At 42.4% G+C, this 20,409-nt stretch carries 11 protein-coding genes; 5 read left to right on the forward strand and 6 right to left on the reverse strand.

Annotated elements, in window-relative coordinates; genetic code table 11:
• Positions 1 to 14 precede the first annotated feature (14 nt).
• A complete protein-coding gene (locus I2I04_RS12540; RefSeq protein WP_410489776.1) occupies positions 15 to 2,240 on the forward strand; it encodes a glycoside hydrolase family 3 C-terminal domain-containing protein in 2,226 nt (741 codons plus the stop codon).
• A gap of 121 nt (positions 2,241 to 2,361) precedes the next feature.
• Here the strand turns inward: I2I04_RS12540 and I2I04_RS12545 are convergent, their stop codons facing one another.
• Together I2I04_RS12545 and I2I04_RS12550 are read right to left on the reverse strand one after the other, a co-directional pair.
• Entirely contained in the window at positions 2,362 to 4,143 is a 1,782-nt protein-coding gene (locus I2I04_RS12545) for a sensor histidine kinase (protein ID WP_143259539.1), read from the reverse strand.
• A gap of 27 nt (positions 4,144 to 4,170) precedes the next feature.
• A complete protein-coding gene (locus I2I04_RS12550; RefSeq protein WP_143259540.1) occupies positions 4,171 to 4,860 on the reverse strand; it encodes a response regulator transcription factor in 690 nt (229 codons plus the stop codon).
• A 241-nt stretch (positions 4,861 to 5,101) separates the two neighbouring features.
• Here I2I04_RS12550 and I2I04_RS12555 point away from each other — a divergent pair, with 241 nt between their 5' ends.
• The 4 genes from I2I04_RS12555 (at position 5,102) to I2I04_RS12570 (ending at position 10,123) form a co-directional block, all read left to right on the forward strand.
• A complete protein-coding gene (locus I2I04_RS12555; RefSeq protein ID WP_143259541.1) occupies positions 5,102 to 6,295 on the forward strand; it encodes a hypothetical protein in 1,194 nt (397 codons plus the stop codon).
• A 140-nt stretch (positions 6,296 to 6,435) separates the two neighbouring features.
• Positions 6,436 to 7,242: a DUF3805 domain-containing protein gene (locus I2I04_RS12560; protein WP_143259542.1), complete on the forward strand. Its 807-nt coding sequence runs from the start codon at positions 6,436 to 6,438 to the stop codon at positions 7,240 to 7,242.
• A 26-nt stretch (positions 7,243 to 7,268) separates the two neighbouring features.
• Positions 7,269 to 9,137, forward strand: coding sequence for an ABC-F family ATP-binding cassette domain-containing protein (locus I2I04_RS12565; protein WP_148364859.1), 1,869 nt, complete (start codon positions 7,269 to 7,271; stop codon positions 9,135 to 9,137).
• A 131-nt stretch (positions 9,138 to 9,268) separates the two neighbouring features.
• Entirely contained in the window at positions 9,269 to 10,123 is an 855-nt protein-coding gene (locus tag I2I04_RS12570; RefSeq protein WP_195655153.1) for a histidinol-phosphatase, read from the forward strand.
• An 88-nt stretch (positions 10,124 to 10,211) separates the two neighbouring features.
• Here the strand turns inward: I2I04_RS12570 and I2I04_RS12575 are convergent, their stop codons facing one another.
• The 4 genes from I2I04_RS12575 to I2I04_RS12590 form a co-directional block, all read right to left on the reverse strand.
• Positions 10,212 to 12,254 carry a PL29 family lyase N-terminal domain-containing protein gene (locus I2I04_RS12575; RefSeq protein WP_195655154.1) on the reverse strand — a complete coding sequence of 681 codons (2,043 nt, stop codon included), beginning with the start codon at positions 12,252 to 12,254 and terminating at the stop codon, positions 10,212 to 10,214.
• 23 nt (positions 12,255 to 12,277) lie between these two features.
• On the reverse strand, positions 12,278 to 14,794 hold the full coding sequence (locus tag I2I04_RS12580) for a DUF4955 domain-containing protein (RefSeq protein ID WP_195655155.1): 2,517 nt from the start codon (positions 14,792 to 14,794) through the stop codon (positions 12,278 to 12,280).
• A 287-nt stretch (positions 14,795 to 15,081) separates the two neighbouring features.
• Positions 15,082 to 16,209 carry a glycoside hydrolase family protein gene (locus I2I04_RS12585; RefSeq protein WP_195655156.1) on the reverse strand — a complete coding sequence of 376 codons (1,128 nt, stop codon included), beginning with the start codon at positions 16,207 to 16,209 and terminating at the stop codon, positions 15,082 to 15,084.
• 106 nt (positions 16,210 to 16,315) lie between these two features.
• Positions 16,316 to 20,350: a two-component regulator propeller domain-containing protein gene (locus tag I2I04_RS12590; RefSeq protein WP_195655157.1), complete on the reverse strand. Its 4,035-nt coding sequence runs from the start codon at positions 20,348 to 20,350 to the stop codon at positions 16,316 to 16,318.
• Positions 20,351 to 20,409: the final 59 nt, after the last annotated feature.

Consider the following 20,409-nt stretch of genomic DNA (forward strand, 5'->3'; position numbering starts at 1 on the left):
TGACCATGAAAAGTATGATTATTTCGGGCATGTTGGCCCTATTGTTGGGTAGTGCGGTTCAGGCGCAAACGATTCCCGTTTATTTGGATAATACAAAACCTGTAGAGGAAAGAATAGAAGATGCGCTCAACCGTATGACTTTGGAAGAGAAAGTGGCGATGACACATGCCCAGTCCAAGTTTTGCTCACCGGGTGTGGCACGTTTGGGAATTCCCGAATTCTGGATGACAGACGGCCCTCATGGTATTCGTCCCGAAGTGCTTTGGGATGAGTGGGAACAGGCCGGATGGTCTAATGATTCTTGTGTGGCTTTTCCTGCACTGACTTGTCTGGCGGCAACATGGAATCCTGAAATGTCTATGCTTTATGGAAAGAGTATCGGTGAAGAGGCGCGTTATCGTAATAAGTCCGTGTTGTTAGGTCCCGGAGTGAATATTTACCGTACTCCGCTGAACGGGCGTAATTTCGAATATATGGGTGAAGACCCTTATCTGGCCGGACAAATGGTAGTTCCTTATATACAGGGGGTACAACAGAATGGCGTTGCCGCTTGCGTAAAACACTATGCGCTGAATAATCAGGAAGTGAACCGCCATACCACCAACGTTATTGTGGATGACCGTGCTTTGTATGAAATTTATCTGCCTGCTTTCAAGGCGGCTGTCCGGCAGGGCAAGGCTTGGGCCATCATGGGATCTTACAACTTGTATAAAGGTCAGCACGGTTGTCATAACCAATATTTGCTGAATGATATCCTGAAAGGTGAATGGGGATTTGACGGAGTGGTTGTTTCCGACTGGGGAGGTACCCACGACACGGAAGAAGCTATTCATAATGGCTTGGATATGGAGTTCGGCAGTTGGACAAACGGACTTTCCAATGGGGCAAGCAATGCTTATGATAACTACTATCTGGCACATCCGTATCTTACATTGATAAAGGAAGGCAAAGTAGGAACAAAAGAGTTGGATGATAAAGTGAGGCGCATTCTTCGTCTGGCTTATCGGACAACAATGGATAGGGAACGTCCTTGGGGTGCTTTGTGCTCGGAAGCTCATTTTGCTGCCGCCCGTCATATCGGTGAGGAGGGTATTGTGTTGCTGCAGAACAATAACAATGTATTGCCTATTGATTTGGATAAGGTGAAAAAGATTGCTGTGATTGGTGAAAATGCTGTGAAGATGATGACAGTGGGCGGTGGTAGTTCTTCACTGAAAGTGAAACATGAGCTTTCTCCGTTGGATGGGATCAGAACTAGATTCGGAAATAGGGCGGAAGTTGTTTATGCCCGTGGATATGTGGGTGATCCTACAGGTGAGTATAACGGTGTGAAGTCTGGTCAGGACTTGAAAGACGACCGTTTGCCGGAAGAACTTATTGCTGAAGCAGTGGAAGTTGCCAAAGAGGCTGATTATGTGATCTTTGTCGGTGGGTTGAACAAGAGTGCGCATCAGGATTGCGAGGATGCAGACCGCAAGGAACTTGGTCTGCCTTATGGACAAAATGAGGTGATAAAAGCTTTGGCACAGGCTAACAAGAATCTGGTTGTCGTCAATATCTCGGGTAATGCAGTATCTATGCCGTGGATTAAGGATGTTCCGGCTGTGCTTCAGGCATGGTACTTAGGTTCGGAAGCCGGCAGTGCGATAGCGGCAATTTTGGCAGGTGATGTGAACCCGTCGGGGAAATTGCCGTTTACTTTCCCGGCTGCTCTGGAGGAGGTAGGTGCTCATAAATTAGGCGATTATCCGGGTGTTCTTAGAGCGGATGGCAGTAATATTGTGGATGAGGAATACAATGAAGGAATTTTCGTAGGTTATCGTTGGGCGGATAAACAGAAAACAAAACCTTTGTTTCCTTTCGGACATGGTTTGAGTTATACTACTTTTAAATATGGAAAGGCTGTAGCTGATAAGAAGGTAATGGGAGCGGATGAAACGCTTACTATTACTGTACCGGTAACAAATACAGGTAGTCGTGAGGGTAGCGAAGTAGTACAATTGTATATCAGTGACTTGAAATCATCATTGCCTCGTCCTGTAAAGGAGCTGAAAGGATTCAGTAAAGTGAGGCTGGCTCCGGGTGAGACAAAGGAGATTACTTTTACTGTCAATGAAGATGCTTTGAAATTCTTTGATGACACCCATCATCAGTGGGTGTCAGAAGCGGGTAAGTTCGAGGCAGTCATAGCATCTTCCGCTACAGATGTCAAGTCCAGAGTTCCTTTTGAGCTAAAATAGAGTTGTAATTCTTGTTTCTTTATGGTTCTTCGTCAAGTTTCGTGTTGGCAAATCTCATTGAAAGGCCGATGTGTAAGGGTCTTTAGCATAAATTAAATAACACGGAATTTGACTGAGAACCTTATTTCTCCTTTGCCAGCGTAAATACGAATTCCAGTCCGCCACCCTGATTATTTTTGGCGGAGATGTTGCCGCCGTGGATAATAACGGCATTTTTTACGATAGCCAGCCCTAATCCTGTTCCGCCCAGTTTTCGTGAGCGTCCTTTGTCTACCCGGTAGAAGCGTTCGAAGAGGCGGTTCAGATGTTCGGGAGACACTCCTATACCTGTGTCGGCAAAGCTGAAATAGTAGAATTTCTCATCTTCGCGGAAACAGTTGATATTTATTTGAATATTGGTTCCAGCGTATGCAATGGCATTGTCCATCAGGTTGCGGAAGATGGAATAGAGCAGTGAGTAATTACCTTTGATTTGTATGCTCTTTTTCAGGGAGTTGATTACTGTGATATGCTTTTCGTCCAGTTCCAGTGACACCTCATTGATAATGTTTCCTACTAATACACTGATATCCACTCGTTCCATATCAATCATGCTGGCGGCTTCATCCATGCGGGTGAGTACAGAGATGTCACGTAACAGTCGGCTCAAACGGTTGCTTTGTGCATAACAACGTTCGAGGAATACGTTGATCTTCTCACGTGGAATATTCTCGTTGCTGACAATGGTTTCCAAATACCCCTGAATACTGCTGACGGGAGTTTTCAATTCGTGGGCGATATTTTGGGTCAGTTGGCGTTTGAGTCTTACTTGCTCTTCTTCCTGGGTGACGTCATTGATGGAGATTTCAAAGCTGGCATCCTGGAAGATGATACATTCTACGATAAATGTCCGTCCGTTCTTGTTGATGGTGACTGACATTCGTTTCTCACCTTTTCCTCTTGAACGTTCTTGCTGGTTCTTGTTGATAAAATGAATAATTTCTTTCAGTTCATTGATGGCAAAGACTTCTTCTGTCGTTTCCAGATTTGAATCCGAGATCAGGTTACTGTATTGGGTAAAGAGGTTGTTGACTAGAATTTCTTTCTTGTCTTTTGTGAATATACCCAGTCCTTCGTGTGAAATCTGAAGATGGGTAATCAGTTTTTCACGCTCAATGTAGAGAGCCTCTTTGGTTTCGTGCAGTCGTTTGTAGATTTGAATGATATGTTGGGAGATTTCCCCCAGTTCATTGTGCGGGAAAGCCGATTGCATAGCCATTTCGATAGGCTCGTTCCGGTCGGCGCGCATGGCAAATTCACGGAGCTGGTTGATGGAAGTGCCCAGTTTGTTGGTGAATTTATAGAAGATAATCACTAATAATAAGGTCACGATGATGGTAAACCATAGATAGTGCGGGTCTGCTTGCAGATTGTTGATGAGGCTGACATTATAAGGCAAAGCCGAGCGAACGATATAATCTTTATAGCGGGTGGCTGAATAGAAATAGGGAAGTCCGGTTGTTTCGGAAGTACGGCGTACGTCATATCCGTTGCCATGCTTTATTGCTTTTTGTACTTCCGGACGGTTCTGATGATTCTCTATCTGCCTGTTATGGCTCGGATAACTGTCGTAAACCACATTTCCTTCCATATCGATAAGGGTTACGCGTAGATCCTCCAGAATATGGTTGTTGACATATCCATTGATTATTTCACTGTCAATGGCTTGTTCGTCCAACTGTTCGTAGAGTCTGCTGTTGTAATCTTGCAATTTTGTATTCAGCAGTTCTATTTTGTATTCCCGTTCTCGTTGATACTGGTAAGCAATGAAACAAATGGCAAATACCAGAAACAGTGAGATAACCGAAAGGAAAAGCTTCCGGCTGAAAGAAAGAAAATGCTTTTGAGTTACAGGCAGGTTCATAATAACTATTTAATTCGGCATAATTATTTATTCAGCTTCAAAACAGTATCCGTATCCGAGACGGGTGACAATACATTTGCCGTATACACCAATCTTTTTACGCAGACGGGTGATGTTTACGTCGATGGTACGGTCGAGCACGTACACTTCGTCACTCCAGATGCGGGCCAGGATGTCTTCACGCGAAAATACACGTCCCTTATTCTGTACCAGCAGAAGCAATATCTCAAATTCTTTTTTGGTCAATGGCACTTCTTCGTTGTCGATACTTACTTTCTTCTTGGTGATATCAATGACGAGCGATTGATAAGTAAGACGTTCGGGAGCTCTTTCCGTTTCCGTTGCTACCGTGCGTCTTAGTACAGCCTTCACACGGGCAATGACCTCACGCAGAGAGAAAGGTTTCGAAATATAATCGTCCGCTCCCAGATTGAATCCGGTCACGGTATCGTTTTCAGTATCTTTTGCCGTGATAAAGATGATAGGCACTTTCGCTGTTTTCTTGTCTTTCTTCAAGATATTCGCCATTTTGAATCCGGAGATTTCTCCCATCATCACATCGAGGAGAATTAAATGATAGCTGCTGATGTCCATCTTCATTGCTTCTTCGGCAGAGTTTGCAGTGTCAACCTCATAGCCTTCGTTTTCAAGATTGAATTTCAGTATCTCACAGAGGTCTTCTTCATCGTCGACAACTAGAATACGGTAATCGTTCATAAGATATATGTATTAATGTGATATGACAAAGTTACGTTTTTATTTTATCCTTTGCAAAGATGGGGAGACTTTGTTACGGGCAGATGAAACAGACGTTACAATCATGTTACATTCCGGGAATCGAGAGGGCTGATATAAAATATAAAAGTTTTTGCTGATTGTAAGAGGAAAAAACGAACGCTATTTGTTATCTTTGTTAGCGAGATATAATAGAAATGTTTGACCATAGAAACTACAAATAATGATAAAAATTGACCTGAAAAGACATCGGCGGGAAATAATAGGCTCTGTTGTGGTGCTGTTAATTTTCCTTGGCGGTATGTCTGTGTTTAAATATACTTCATTCAATTCCGGTTTTGAGATTGTAGACGATTTGGGAGGGAATATATTCCCTTCGGCGATTCTGTCTGTTGCCACTACTGACGCGCAGGTGATTGTTCCGTCAGATTCAACGTATTTGGGGAATCCGAAATCGTGTATTGCTATTCGGGTGAAGTCGAAGACAGCCTATAGCCGGGTACGGATTGAAGTGGCTGAAACACCTTTTTTCTCCCGTTCGGTGTCGGAATTTGTACTGAACAAGCCCAGAACGGAATATACGATTTATCCTGATATCATCTGGAACTATGAAGCCTTGAAAAATGAGGTGCAGGCAGAACCGGTAAGTGTGGCTATTACTGTTGAGATGAATGGAAAGGATCTGGGGCAACGGGTGCGTACATTCTCAGTACGTAGTATCAATGAATGTCTGTTGGGGTATGTATCGAATGGAACCAAATTCCATGATACAAGTATTTTCTTTGCTGCCTATGTCAATGAAGAGAATCCGATGATCGACCAGTTGCTTCGCGAGGCATTGAATACCCGTATTGTCAATCGTTTCCTTGGCTATCAGAGCAAAGCTAAAGGGGCGGTGGACAAGCAAGTGTACGCCCTTTGGAACATATTGCAGAAACGCAAATTCCGTTACAGTTCTGTTTCCAACACCAGCCTTTCGAGCAATGTTGTTTTCTCGCAGCGTGTCCGTACGTTTGATGATGCGCTGGAATCTTCACAGATTAATTGTGTGGACGGTAGCGTACTGTTCGCTTCATTGCTCCGTGCCATCAATATCGATCCGATCCTGGTACGTACACCGGGGCATATGTTTGTGGGGTATTATACGGATAATTCACATACGGACAAGAACTTTCTGGAAACAACCATGATTGGTGACGTCGATCTGGATGATTTCTTTCCGGACGAACAGCTGGACTCTACGATGGTAGGCAAATCGCAGAATGAAATGTCATTGCTGACTTTCGAGAAATCAAAGCAATATGCTAATAAAAAGTATAAGGAGAATGAGGCAGGAATCCATTCCGGAAAGTTGAACTATATGTTTCTGGAGATTTCTAAAGATGTGCGTAGGAAAATACAGCCTATAGGGAAATGATGTTTTTCAGGCACGGATTACACGGATTACGCTGTTGCTTTATGTTATCATCTTTCCGAAAACTGCGAAAACCGTGTAATCCGTGCCTGAAATTCGTATTTAATTCGTACTTTTGCCAAGTAATCATTTAATGAAAAAGAATGAAAGGCAAGAAATTTATCTCTCCCGGGGCATGGTTTTCTATGAGCTATCCGTCAGACTGGAACGAGTTTGAAGATGGCGAAGGCTCTTTTCTTTTCTATAATCCCGATGTATGGACGGGAAATTTTCGTATATCCGCATTTAAAGGAAAAGCCGGTTATGGTAAAGACGCTATCCGGCAGGAACTGAAAGAGAACGATTCGGCTTCGTTGGTGCAAGTCGGAGCGTGGGAATGTGCGTATAGCAAAGAAATGTTTCAGGAGGAGGGAACTTATTATACTTCCCATTTGTGGATTACAGGTGTTGATGATATAGCTTTCGAATGTTCCTTTACCGTACCTAAAGGCGGAGTTGTGAAGGAGGCGGAAGAGGTGATCGCTACTTTGGAGATACGCAAAGAAGGACAGAAGTATCCTGCTGAACTGATTCCTGTCCGTCTTTCTGAAATCTATTTGATTAATGAAGGGTACGAATGGGTGGTATCTACCGTGAAGCAGGAACTGAAGAAAGATTTTCAGGGAATAGAAGAGGACTTGGAGAAACTTCAGCAAGTGATTGATAGCGGTAAGATAGGTGCGAAGAAAAAAGAGGAATGGCTGGCTATCGGTATTACTGTCTGTGCGATTCTGACGAATGAAGTGGAAGGTATGGAATGGAAGACGTTGATTGACGGTAACCGGGAAGCTCCTGTTGTTCAATATAATGACCGGATCATTGACCCGATGAAAATTGCATGGAGTAAAGTAAAGGCAGGTGAGCCTTGCAATGTCATTGAAGAGTATAAATCGGTGATTATTAATCACTAATCACTAACCAACTAATCATTATTTACGTGGCAGTACCTTATTTACAGATAGATAACCTGACCAAGTCTTTCGGTGACTTGGTTCTTTTTGAAAATATATCTTTGGGCATTGCCGAAGGTCAGCGTGTAGGATTGATCGCAAAGAACGGTAGCGGAAAAACGACCTTACTGAATATTATTGCCGGAAAGGAAGGTTATGATAGCGGTAATATTGTTTTCCGTCGTGACCTTCGGGTGGATTATCTGGAACAAGACCCGCAATATCCCGAAGAACTGACAGTGCTTGAAGCTTGTTTTCATCATGGCAACAGCACAGTGGAGTTGATAAAGGAGTACGAACGTTGTATGGAAACCGAAGGGCATCCGGGACTGGCAGACCTTTTGGTACGTATGGATCAGGAGAAAGCCTGGGAATATGAACAGAAAGCGAAACAAATTCTTTCACAACTCAAAATCCGTAACTTCGACCAGAAAGTGAAACAACTGTCCGGCGGACAGTTGAAGCGCGTCGCTTTGGCAAACGCCTTGATTACCGAACCGGATTTATTGATTCTCGATGAGCCTACCAATCATCTTGACTTGGACATGACTGAATGGTTGGAAGATTATCTGCGTCGTACCAACCTTAGCCTGCTGATGGTGACGCACGACCGTTATTTCCTCGACCGCGTTTGTTCGGAGATTATCGAAATAGACAATCAGCAAGTTTATCAATATAAGGGAAATTACAGTTATTACCTCGAAAAACGTCAGGAACGTATCGAAGCTAAAAGTGTAGAAATTGAACGGGCTAATAATCTTTATCGTACGGAACTCGACTGGATGCGCCGGATGCCGCAGGCACGCGGACATAAAGCCCGTTATCGGGAAGATGCTTTCTATGAACTGGAAAAGGTGGCGAAGCAACGTTTTAATAACGATAACGTCAAACTGGAAGTAAAAGCATCTTATATTGGCAGCAAGATATTCGAAGCCGACCATTTGTACAAGAGCTTCGGTGACCTGAAGATTCTGGAAGACTTTTCTTATATCTTTGCCCGTTATGAGAAGATGGGTATTGTAGGAAACAACGGAACCGGAAAATCTACTTTCATCAAGATATTAATGGGGCAAGTACAGCCCGATAGCGGTATGGTAGACATTGGCGAAACGGTTCGTTTCGGTTATTACTCGCAGGATGGGCTTCAGTTTGATGAACAAATGAAGGTCATTGATGTAGTGCAGGATATTGCCGAAGTAATTGAATTGGGTAATGGAAAGAAACTGACAGCTTCACAATTCTTGCAGCATTTCTTGTTTACTCCCGAAACGCAGCATAGTTATGTCTATAAGTTGAGTGGGGGAGAGCGCCGTCGTCTTTACTTGTGCACTATCTTGATGCGTAACCCTAACTTCCTCGTGCTGGATGAGCCTACCAACGACCTCGATATTATCACATTGAATGTGCTTGAGGAATATCTTCAGAATTTCAAAGGTTGTGTGATTGTCGTTTCCCACGACCGTTACTTTATGGATAAGGTAGTAGATCACCTGATGGTATTCAACGGACAGGGCGACATCCGCGACTTCCCCGGCAATTATAGCGATTACCGCGACTGGAAGGAGGCGAAAGCGCAAAAGGAGAAAGAAGCAGAGAAGCCGCAGGAAGAAAAGACCGCCCGCGTCCGCCTGAACGACAAGCGGAAAATGAGTTTCAAGGAAAAGCGTGAATTTGAACAACTGGAAAAGGAAATTGCCGACCTGGAAACCGAAAAGGCACAGATTGAAGAACTTCTTTGCAGCGGTACGCTCTCCGTTGACGAACTGACCGAGAAATCGAAACGCTTGCCTGAGGTCAATGACTTGATTGATGAAAAGACGATGCGCTGGTTGGAACTCAGCGAAATAGAAGGTTGAACTGTGCCAATGCGGTGGCATTGCAGTGCCAATACGGTGGCACAGTTGTGCCGCTATGTTGTCACAAGTATAGTTCAGCCTATTGCTGTGATGACCTGATGATGATAATAACCCTGATAACGTAACCTTGTATGACAAACCTTACCAATTATCATAGCCACTGCCTTTATTGTGACGGGCGTGCCAATATGGAAGATTTTATCCGTTTTGCTATTAGTGAAGGCTTTACTTCCTATGGCATCTCTTCTCATGCCCCGTTGCCGTTTTCTACCGCGTGGACTATGGAATGGGACAGAATGGAAGATTACCTTTCCGAATTTGCCCGTCTCAAAGAAAAGTTTGCAGATAAAATAGAACTTGCTGTCGGTCTTGAGATTGATTACCTGAACGAAGATAGCAATCCCGCTTTCTTCCGATTTCAAGAATTGCCGCTTGATTATCGGATAGGTTCTGTGCATATGCTCTATTCCCCGGAAGGGAAAATCGTGGATATTGATACTCCGGCAGATACTTTCCGTCAATTAGTGGACAAGCATTTTGGCGGTGATTTGGATTATGTAGTCCACCTTTATTATAAAAATCTGCTTCGCATGGTAGAACTGGGAGGATTTGATATTGTCGGTCATGCGGACAAGATGCATTATAATGCTTCTTGCTACCGCCCGGGGCTACTGGATGAACCGTGGTATGATGCATTGGTTCGCAAATATTTCACAACCATTGCCGAATATGGCTATATCGTTGAGATAAATACTAAATCTTATCACGAATTAGGAACATTCTATCCCAATAAACGGTATTTTTCTTTCCTGAAAGAACTGGGTATCAGAGTACAGGTAAACAGTGATGCGCATTATCCGGAGCGGATCAATAATGGGCGTGCCGAAGCATTGGCAGCTTTGAAGAAAGCAGGCTTTGAGACGGTCGTGGAGTGGCATCATGGAAGGTGGGAAGATATGAGAATCGGTTCTGTTTCATTTGTATGAGAAAACGTGCTTTCCGTTGGGCATCATTAGCTTACTGGGAAAACACGTTCTAGAATCTGTGAGATACTTGAAATTCTCTGTATATATATTATTTCAGGTTAGCTCCTTTTCCGGCAAGTTCAGGGATTGGTGTGAAGTTTCCACTATCAAATCCTCCGGGAATTGTAAACGGGTTCTTTGAATAACGGGTGATAATACCATTTGTTTCCCCTTCTTGGTTTACTTTGGTTGAGGCATTCGTTTTCCATCCATAGGTATTCCATTTCCATTTATTGGTCAGGTCGGGATTCAGTCCGTAAACAATGTTGTCAGCTATTGATATGGATGGCATGGGGTCGATGTTTGCGATGATATAGAAGCTTGAACCACTATTGCTGAATCCATCCGTCACATTATCGTCAGAATAACCAATGTTGTTTTTTATACTTACATTTTCTACATTAGTCATAACCAAATAGGCGGCAGTAAGGGAATTACTGCTGTTACCGGCATAATTGATAATCGTATTGTTGGAGAAAGAAATGTTTTTGGTGATTCCCTTGGCATTGGAAGTATAGATACTTCCTTGCAGCAGAGTTCCTTTCTTGTACCAGATATTGTTCTCTATAGAGACATTAGTGACATCTGTGGTTATCAATGAACCAATGTTGAATATTGAACTTTTATCCGGAAATTTGCTCATGTCAATATAGTTGTTTTTAAAATATAGGCTGTTGATACCACCCAATGGTGCGTTAGTACCTGTCAGTGCGAGAATTGATTTGGCCGGTGCGTTGATGTTACAGTCTCCGATCCAGACATTATGGGCGTTGCCCGTACTGCTGTAATTGCCCATAGACAAGTTTTCTATAGTGACATTTTTGAATACGATGGAACTGTTTTGTTGTAAACGTATGCCACCGGTACCGGTAAAATTAAGATTCGGCTTTTCTGTTGCCGACTTACTGATGAATACTACTTTTTTACCATTCATAGCTTGATCTCCATCCATGGTAATATTAAGAATGTGTTCTCCCGATAAGAAATAAATCGTTGGTTGAGACGGGGCGAGTATTGTTTTTTCCAGTGTCTGGTCCGTTTTGCTCAAATCTATTTCTTGTGATATAGGGAAATTCGTACTGTTAATTTCAATAGCACCGTCTCCGTCTCCGATAGTGAAGAGAGTTTCTCCTTTCTGATAGATACTTAGATAGTCAATAGCCGGTTCAACCGGTTCTTCGGCAATAACTTCCACCTGCAACTTCAGTATTGTGCTGAATTTACCGGAATTAGCCAGAATTGAAATATCCGTGCTATTAGATGCCGTGGCACGTGTCAATGTTGTCAAAGCTTCGGGTGCGGTTACGGTTAAGATAGCTTCATTGTCAAGAGGTTCGGATAATGTTGCATTCCAGCCGGCAGGACACGCCATTAATGCAATGTCATCTACACCGTTCAGCAATATTTTAAAGTTCTTACTTTCTTTAGAAGTGAATTTTTGAATTCCTGTCACTGACTCCTCAAATGTACATGAGAATGAACCAACGATGGGTACCGTTATTTCCGTATCATCTTTCAAGATCAGGTGGAACGATTTCCCGTCATCACTGATATTGACTGATTTAAAGAACCCCGTGTCTGTTGTTCCCTCTGCTTTTACCGGATGACCGTTGGAGTCTTCAACCGGCTTAAATTGTTCGCTGGTTTTATAACGTATTTCCCAATACCCCGTTTCTTCGTTGATACGGAATTCCGGAGTAAGTCCGTCTTCGCCTGTTGCTTTTACCGGACTGTTGTCAACGAGTATGCGTTCAGGTGTTTCATTTCCATAATGTACGGTCCAATAACCTTCGCTGTCAATTCCCACCATGGGATAGATTGTTTCCTCCATCTTCTGAACAACTCTCAATATTTTACCATTGCTAAGAGTGATGGTATAGGTACCGTTTTCTTCATTCACTGTGGTAATGGTAGCCCCATTTCTATAAAGCTCTTGGAGAGCCGTAATATTTCCGTTCAGATTATTGGCCTGAATTTCCAATTTGGTCAGACGTTTTTGTAAATCGTGTACTTCATCCCAAAGATCATCAGTCTTGTTGCATCCTGCGAACACTACGGTCAGCATGATTAGAAGATTCCATAATTTCTTCATAATAATTCTATTTAAAGTTGTTTTTATTTTAATGAGTTAATCCAAGCGGGTACATATCCCAAACGTTTACGAAGCTGTGCCTCATAGAGTGAATAAGGTTCTACAGCAGTGTTGTAAGATTCGTTTAATTTGACTTCGTTATCTGAGAAAGTTAACTGACTGGCAGCGGGACCGTGGAATCCTACGATTGTAGGAGGTAGGAAACAAGTCCAGTTGCCGTCCCACCATGTGAAAGAACCTTGAGACACACTGTTTGTATTAGTTGCGTTGAAATTCCATAAGGTAAGATCGTCCAGATGATTGGGTAGCTCACTTTTGGCACCGCCCTGATGTAATTTGATAAATGCTCCATTGCAGCAATCGAATAAAGTAGCCCGTGGTTGTGTGGCATGCGCTTCAAAGCACGCGTCTTCTCCCCAAGTGACATTCCAGATAACGGTACCCATACTTTGCTTGGATACCCCGCAGGCATGAAACTGTCCGGCATTATCAAGATAAGTACCGGTTGTGTTCTCATCAATGGCGATGTATCCGTTGCTATGGTCGTGAACTTTTCCGATGAATATTCTGGATGATCCTCCCGAGCGAATGGCAGAGTGACCACGATGGCCGTTTATCTCAATGTCATATGCTGAAATATTAGCAGATGATGATATGCTAAGTGCTTCACTTATATTAGTGAAGTCGACACGGCGTATCCAGGAGTTTACCAGACGCATCATCCCAATCGGCTTATAGTCATTGTCATCTCCTCCATTATTACCATGGTGAAGAAATCCGGGTTGTGTGTTTCCTGCAAACGTAAGGTCTTCTATGCCTATATTCTCGTAATAATTGAATTTGCATAGCTCCCATTTCCATTGAGGGTCTACCTCATGCATCAATGGTTCTGCAAATGTAATTTCATTTCCTTTTTTATTGACTATCTGATGATAGTCATATACCTGTACACCGGAATTAGTAAGGTTAGTCCATTGTGAATTGGCCGTTTTGTTCCACACATTTCCGTCGGCTGTAATAGATGTCAGTTCCTTGTTGATAAGAGATGGGCTGGTATCAATCAATCTTAAGCATACCCATTGTCCTGCGCTAAAAGAACTGGCATCTGCCACATTGATGACAAATGTTCCTTTGGGAGCAACATCACCGGTCAGTCTGACCGGATTCTGAAGATCTACCGTATGTTTGATATTAATCATGGCAGGAGGAGTGGAATTAGCTACGTTTACATTGCGGTCAGCCATTCTGATAATGGTTTTATCACGTCCGGCTCCTTTGAGTACAAATCCTCCGAAATTTATCTCAATGGGCTTTGAAACTCCGTTTTCATCATCGGCAGCGGTATGCAGCACATAATCTCCTTCCGGGAAGTAAATGATGGCTTTTGCATTGGCCTGATACTTGAATAATTGGGTGATTCTTAATAACGCTTCCCGGTCTGACGTTTTGCCGTCGCCTTTGGCACCATAGTCCTTTACGTTATAAACGGTGTAGTCATTACTTTTTAAATGAACGGCGGGAGGAGCTTCTGCACCGTGTTTGTAACCTGCATATGAAAAATCCAGCAAAATATTTTCCGGAGAGTTGGTGGCAAAACGATTCCATGCCAAGGTGGCGTTCGCATCAAAACCGGTGGTCAGCAATTTTACGGAAATAGTTGTCATACGAAGATAACCTTGTATGGAAGTATATATAATTTTAATATTCTCTTCTTTCTCGACTGATGTGTTTGACGGAGCAATAATTGTAAGTTGCTGCTCTTCGAGATCTGCCTGCCAGTCATCCGGTGCAAGGATAGTGACGGCGGACACTTCGTTTTGTTCCACTTCATATACGCGTTTTTCACCCAATGGGAATACTTGTTGTTTACTTGTCCCCGGTATTCTTAGATAGAAACTTTCCGTACAAGGTATTTTATATACTTGACCGTCTGTCAGGGTGACGGTTAGTATTTTCTTTTCAGAGTCGTAAACAACTTCTTTGAATACTCCGTCTTCACTTACACCGTTTTTTCCTATAGCTGTACATTCCTTACCACCTAAGAGGCTATATGTGGCGCCCCCATTCGTGCTGATTTCCCAGAATCCATCTAAGTTGACTCTTAATAGTGGAGTAACAGCAGTTTTGTCTGCGCTTTCTGCCGTAGCCGGAATTTTGTTTCCCTTTTCGTCAGTCAAAGGATTGAATGTAACTCCGTTGTCTGTACTGAAAACCCAGAAGCCTTCTTTACTGATAGAGAGTAGGGGAATGGATAGGTTTACTTTAGAAGCTTGTACCACTTCAATAGTAGAACCATCATTTAGTTCAATCCGGTACTTGTCGCCTACATAAGTGACTCCTACGATTATATCAGCTTTCAGTAAAGCCTGTAGGCTTTCGAGAGAAGTGTTAAGACTCTTTGTCGCAGTCTCCAAAGAGACTGCACGGTCTTTTAGCAGGTTGATTTCTTTGCTCAATTCGTCAGTGTCTTGACACGAGAACAGGAAGAACAAGCAGAAGAAACCTCCCCAAAGGTACTTAATGCTTTTGTTGTTTTTCATACGTTTTTATTTTTGTGGGTAATTTTGCTGGGGGCAAATGTATTTGATCTGGGTAAAAAACAGGTGCGTGCAGCGTACTTAAGAACATACGTTAGAGTACAAAATAAGATCAATGTACGTTGACCGTATAAAAACGGAACATTGGGAACTCGTTATGAATGGAATGGAAACCGGATAAAAAAAGCGACATAGAGTTTTTGTCTACATCGCAAATTTACTGCATGGCTTCAAGTGCTAAGTTACATCTCTTTTTCAGATCTGTTGACTGTATCGAAAGGGGGGAGTCTTTATTTTATCGGGATAACCATATTCCATGATTGGGTTGCATTGTCAAATCCGCCGGCACCATTCATTGTTGCAAAGAAAGCATGAGTCGCTTTCCCATTTTCGAATAACAGGAACGGACGTTCCAGTTGTCCTTGCATTTCCACTTTTCCATCTTCCCATTCTACAGTACGTGAGTAGGCTTTGGGATCTTTGTCTATCGTCCACTGAATACCATTTAGGGAGTGAGCCATTACACCTCCGCCTTTTTCTCCGGTAAATTTAGCAACATGGTCTTTAAAGATTGCATGGTATCCTCTGCTGTCTTTCCAAAGGAACGGGTCTTCCGCTTCTCCTTGTCCGTCCACTTGAAAGATGGGCTGGCCATTGTTGACTACTGTGTAAGGTCCTTCGATGGACGGAGCATATGCCATGCCAAGCGCCATGTCCGAGAATTTATCGTCTCCGACATACGTTCTTCCTTTGAAGATCATCATTACCGAACCGTCTTCCTGTATGATAGGAGAGGGGTTGGATACAAGAAAACTATAGAAAGTATTGGGTTTTGTTTTTAAGATAGGTTCGTCGAAACGTTTCCAAGGACCATATGGGCTGTCGGCAATAGCCAGTCCGATGCGTTTATTGGAGCGTCCGACAGTACACCATGGGCTGTCCAGTGTCAATTGGTCATAGGTAGGATTGGCGAAAGGATGTGTAGATCCCATATATATCAGGTAATATTTATTCTGGTATTCCAGAATACGCGGATTATGTGTCGAGCGTCCGTCCCAATACTGTGCTCCACGGGCGGGTAGTGCGATGTCACTGAATTTGTAAGGTCCTTCGGGGGTATCGGATATTGCGTGAACTATTTCTGAAGCTACCATCCAGCCGGGATGAAAAGGAAGAGATTTCGGAAAACGGGAAACAAACATATGGTATTTTCCGTCATTTCCTTTTATAACAGAACTCCCCCATACCCAATATCCTTCGGATTCAAACGCCGGTGTGCGTGGAGCCTGTCCCAGATGATGGAATAGCTCATTCTCCGATTGTCGTTTCAACTTTGTCAGGTTTTCTATTTTCTGCGCAAATACAGTGCTTCCCAATACAGTGAAGCATAATAAGACATATAAATGTTGCTTTCTCATGTTTTTTTACTTAAATTATAGACTATCTTTATTATTGCAAATAAAGTCTGTTTTAATGAGAATCAAGTGTGTCATCTGTACATGAATAGTGTCGTCTGCGTACAAGCTATCCGTTTTCGCTTTCCTGTTCTTCTTTATTATCCCCTTTCCGGTATGCTTGAGGTATCATGTGATATTTTTCCTTAAAACATTTGCTGAATTGTCTGGGAGAAGAGAATCCTAAACGGTCGGAGATTTCGGAGATGTTGAATTCAGGGTTTTCCTTGAGCATGATGGCCGCCCGCTTTAGCCGTACGGTCAGGATAAAATCGTATGGGGTCTGTCCTGTAATAGCTTTTAGCTTGGTAAACAATTTGGTACGTGCTATACCTGTCTCACGGGCTAGGATATCTACATTAAACTCAACATCATCTATATGTTTCTCAATGACTTGCATGGCCTGATCAACCAATTCCTTATCTAATGGGTTGGTTGCCAATATTTGCGGAACCGCTTGCGGATGTTTGCTGAATTTTTCTTGCAGCATAAGGCGGTTATTCACGAGATTGTTGCATCGTGAAAGCAGGATATTAATGTTGAATGGTTTAGTAATATAATCATCTGCTCCCAAACGTAACCCTTCCAGATTGTGCTCGATGGCTGTACGTGCCGTGAGCAATACTACTGGAATGTGACATGTGTCTATGTTATTCTTTACTAGTTTACAAAGCTCCGTACCGGACATTCCAGGCATAACAATGTCACTAAGTATGATATTGGGCTGTCCTGCCTGCACCTTTTCCCAGCCTTCCTGTCCATTAGCCGCTGTATCGACCGTATAGAATACCTCGAATATTTTAACAAGCATTTCCCGCAGCGATTCATTGTCTTCTACAATCAGTATTTTAACCTCTCTGTCTTGTGCGATAGACTCTTTATTCATGACTTCCTGATCCGATAAAAGTTGTTGTACGGTTTCCGGAGAGTGAGGTCCTTCTTCAACTGTTTGTTGCGGTTCTTCCTGATGTTTGCTGATTTGTTCAGGACTGAAATGCTCGTTACCACTTTTGAGATGCACGCAGAAGGTAGTTCCTTCTCCTTGTTCGCTGTATACTTCGATACTGCCGTGATGCAATTCTATAATACCTTTGGTAAGAGCCAGACCAATACCTGTTCCGGCATGGATGGGAGAATCCATTTGTTCAGTTTGATAGAAGCGGTTGAATATCTTGTCAATATCCTGTGGAGAAATACCTGCTCCATTATCGGTAACTTCAATGATGACTTCCCGGTTGCCCTTCCGTACCGATACGGAAATCTCTCCTTCCTCTTTTGTATACTTGAAGGCATTGGACAGAAGATTATTCATGACCTTCTGCAACTGTTTAGCATCGTACCATACGTTTATTATATCGTTTGTTTTCTGGAATCTGAACGTTATTTTTCTTTGTAAGGCATATTCCTGGAAGAGTAGATAATTCTCATAAATAAAATCGACAATGTTATGTTCGCTTACTTTGATAGTCATATATCCTTGCTCCTGTTTTCGGAAGTCAAGCAGCTCTGTTATCAGCTCACGTAGTTGCAGGCTGCTTTTATATACTCCGAGAATTTTAGTATAGATGGTCGGTGCAAACGAACGGACTTGCAGTAACATTTCCATTTGCCCGATAATTAGCGTGAGCGGTGTACGGAATTCATGCGAGATATTAGTGAAGAACCGCAGCTTGGCCTGATTGAGCTGTTCGATGTCTTCAGTACGTTTTTGTTCATACTTTAATGATTCCTGCAATTTGATCCGGTTATTGTAAGTGCGTATAAGGAAATAAAGAATCACGCCAATAACCAGAATATATGATAAATAGGCCCAAACAGTCTTATAGAACGGCGGAAGAATAACGATCTTCAATTGATGTGCCGGTATATGCGCATGGTTGTTTTTAAGGCGTACGTATAGTGTGTATTCACCGGGATTCAGGTTGGTATATGTAATTGTATGTTGTCCGCGTGTACTGGTCCATGTATTTGAGAATCCATCCAGAAAATATTCCAGTTGGTCTTTATTGGCCGGAATATAATTGGATATGGCATATTCGATACTAAACATGGACTGGTTGGCTTTGAGTATGAGCTTTCGGGTGGAACCTAAATCTTCTTTCAGTATATGGCTTTGATCTCCTGCATTAATTTCCTGTCCGTTTACTAAAAGACGGAATGGAGATATCGTGTAATCTCCGGGGGTATAATCAATGTCTTTTTCCTTAAAAGAGATCATTCCGTCAATGCCTCCTATGAAGATTTCTCCTTGGCGGGTTCTGTATAAAGAACGTTCGTTAGGGGCGGATAGGGGTACACCATTCTCTTGATTGTAATTCGTGAATTTTTGGGTAGGGTAGTCCAGAATTGAAAAACCTAAATCTGTGGTGAACAGTAATTTATCCGGAGACAACTCACATACGTCATACACACAGTTGCTTGCTAACTCATTATTTTCTTCATCAAAGTTAATGAAATCATCCGTTTCATACCGGTAAAGATCAATGCCATTATCATTACTGCATATCCATATACGGTGGCGGCTGTCCTCATAGATCCGGTTGATACTATTACTGCTGATACTATGTTCCAGTGCATGGTTATGCTTGTAGTTTGTCATTTTATGATTATTTGGCTGGTAGGTAAATATCCCGTCACCTCCTCCGTATATCCATAGTGTCTTGCGGTGATCAATGAAGAGACCTCCGGCATATGTTATCTTGTCTGGTTCTTCTTGAAACAGGCGTTCCACTTTTTCCGATTCGGGATGGAATAGGCAAACCCCTATATTGGTTGCAATGAGTAACTGGTCTTTATAAGGAACAATATCCCTGATAATATTAGAAGGAAGTGAATTCTTGTCACCCTCTTTAGATTTGTATCGGGTGAACCGTTTGGTCTTTAAATCCATTTTGTTCAGTCCTCCCATGTGCGTACCTATCCATAACACTTCGCGATAAGCGTCATAATAGAGTGATTTTATATTATTGTGCGAAAGGCTGTTGGCATTATTGTCGTGTTTATACCATTCGAATTGATGGCTTGTCAAATTGTACTTGTTCAGTCCTCCGCCTTCAGTTCCTATCCATAAGTTATTCTGGCCGTCCTCTGTGATACATCCTACGATAGGAGAACTCAATCCTTCATTTGCTACGTCCGATGTCCGATATTGATGGTAAATCTGACTTTCCGGATTGAAATAATTGACTCCGCCAAAATAGGTCCCTGCCCAGATACTACCCTGATGGTCACACAAAAGGCTCCAGATGGAGGAATGACTAAGCCCTTTTTCGTGTTTCAAATAATAAGTGAATGTTTGAGTAGCCGGATGAAACATGTTTAATCCGTCGAAAGTGCCTATCCATATATTCCCCTGTTTATCTTCGATACAGCAACGGATAAAATTAGAACTGATAGTTGAGAGGTCATTTTCCTGATGACGGAAGTTTTTGATTGTAGTTCCGTTCATTGTGAAAAGTCCATGTTCCCAGCTTCCTATCCAGTATTGTCCGGATGAATCCTGAAAGATTGTAGAGATATTCCCTTTGGGAATGAGGTGTGACAGGCTACCTTTTTCTAAACTGAACAGCCCTTGGGTTTCGGTACCAATGAGTACACGTTCTTCACTTATATGAAGGGAAGTAATTTGAGTCCGCTTTTCTGGTAATTCATAATATGTATTAAATTGTTTCCCATCGTATTTATAAACACAGTTGTTGTAAGCAATATATAATTGTTTATGGAAAAACATGGCCCGTATTTCTTTTTGTATCAGTGTGGTGAATTTATTAAGCCTGATATTGAAAGCAGATACCCCTTTGGGAGTCATGAAATAAATCTCCCCGTTGCCATTACCTGTTATCTGTCTGATGTTGTTGTAGATCAGACTGTTTGGATTGTTTTTCTGGGATTTGTATATTTTGAATTCATGCCCGTTATATAAATTAGCCCCGTTTCGTGTACCTATCCAAATGAATCCTCGTTCGTCCTGATACATCGTCATGACTGCATTATGAGAGAGTCCGTCACTATTTGTGAGATGTCTGAAAGAGATATCCTGTGCTTGTCCTTTGATAATATGGATAAGCAGGAAACAAATGAGACATAGATGTTTCTTGATAGTCATAGGTATTAGAATTCTAGAATTTGCTATGCAAATATACGTTCTTTTTGCAGATATGCAAC

Source organism: Bacteroides sp. 1001136B_160425_E2 (genome assembly GCF_015559655.1).
Lineage (GTDB): Bacteria > Bacteroidota > Bacteroidia > Bacteroidales > Bacteroidaceae > Bacteroides > Bacteroides luhongzhouii.

What these genes read in the sequence shown, in the direction of transcription:
- I2I04_RS12580 (WP_195655155.1), bottom strand. Translation starts at nt 14,794, where the DNA reads ATGAAAAACAACAAAAGCATTAAGTACCTTTGGGGAGGTTTCTTCTGC.
- I2I04_RS12570 (WP_195655153.1), top strand. Translation starts at nt 9,269, where the DNA reads ATGACAAACCTTACCAATTATCATAGCCACTGCCTTTATTGTGACGGG.
- I2I04_RS12585 (WP_195655156.1), bottom strand. Translation starts at nt 16,209, where the DNA reads ATGAGAAAGCAACATTTATATGTCTTATTATGCTTCACTGTATTGGGA.
- I2I04_RS12590 (WP_195655157.1), bottom strand. Translation starts at nt 20,350, where the DNA reads ATGACTATCAAGAAACATCTATGTCTCATTTGTTTCCTGCTTATCCAT.
- I2I04_RS12575 (WP_195655154.1), bottom strand. Translation starts at nt 12,254, where the DNA reads ATGAAGAAATTATGGAATCTTCTAATCATGCTGACCGTAGTGTTCGCA.
- I2I04_RS12560 (WP_143259542.1), top strand. Translation starts at nt 6,436, where the DNA reads ATGAAAGGCAAGAAATTTATCTCTCCCGGGGCATGGTTTTCTATGAGC.
- I2I04_RS12555 (WP_143259541.1), top strand. Translation starts at nt 5,102, where the DNA reads ATGATAAAAATTGACCTGAAAAGACATCGGCGGGAAATAATAGGCTCT.
- I2I04_RS12550 (WP_143259540.1), bottom strand. Translation starts at nt 4,860, where the DNA reads ATGAACGATTACCGTATTCTAGTTGTCGACGATGAAGAAGACCTCTGT.
- I2I04_RS12540 (WP_410489776.1), top strand. Translation starts at nt 15, where the DNA reads ATGATTATTTCGGGCATGTTGGCCCTATTGTTGGGTAGTGCGGTTCAG.
- I2I04_RS12545 (WP_143259539.1), bottom strand. Translation starts at nt 4,143, where the DNA reads ATGAACCTGCCTGTAACTCAAAAGCATTTTCTTTCTTTCAGCCGGAAG.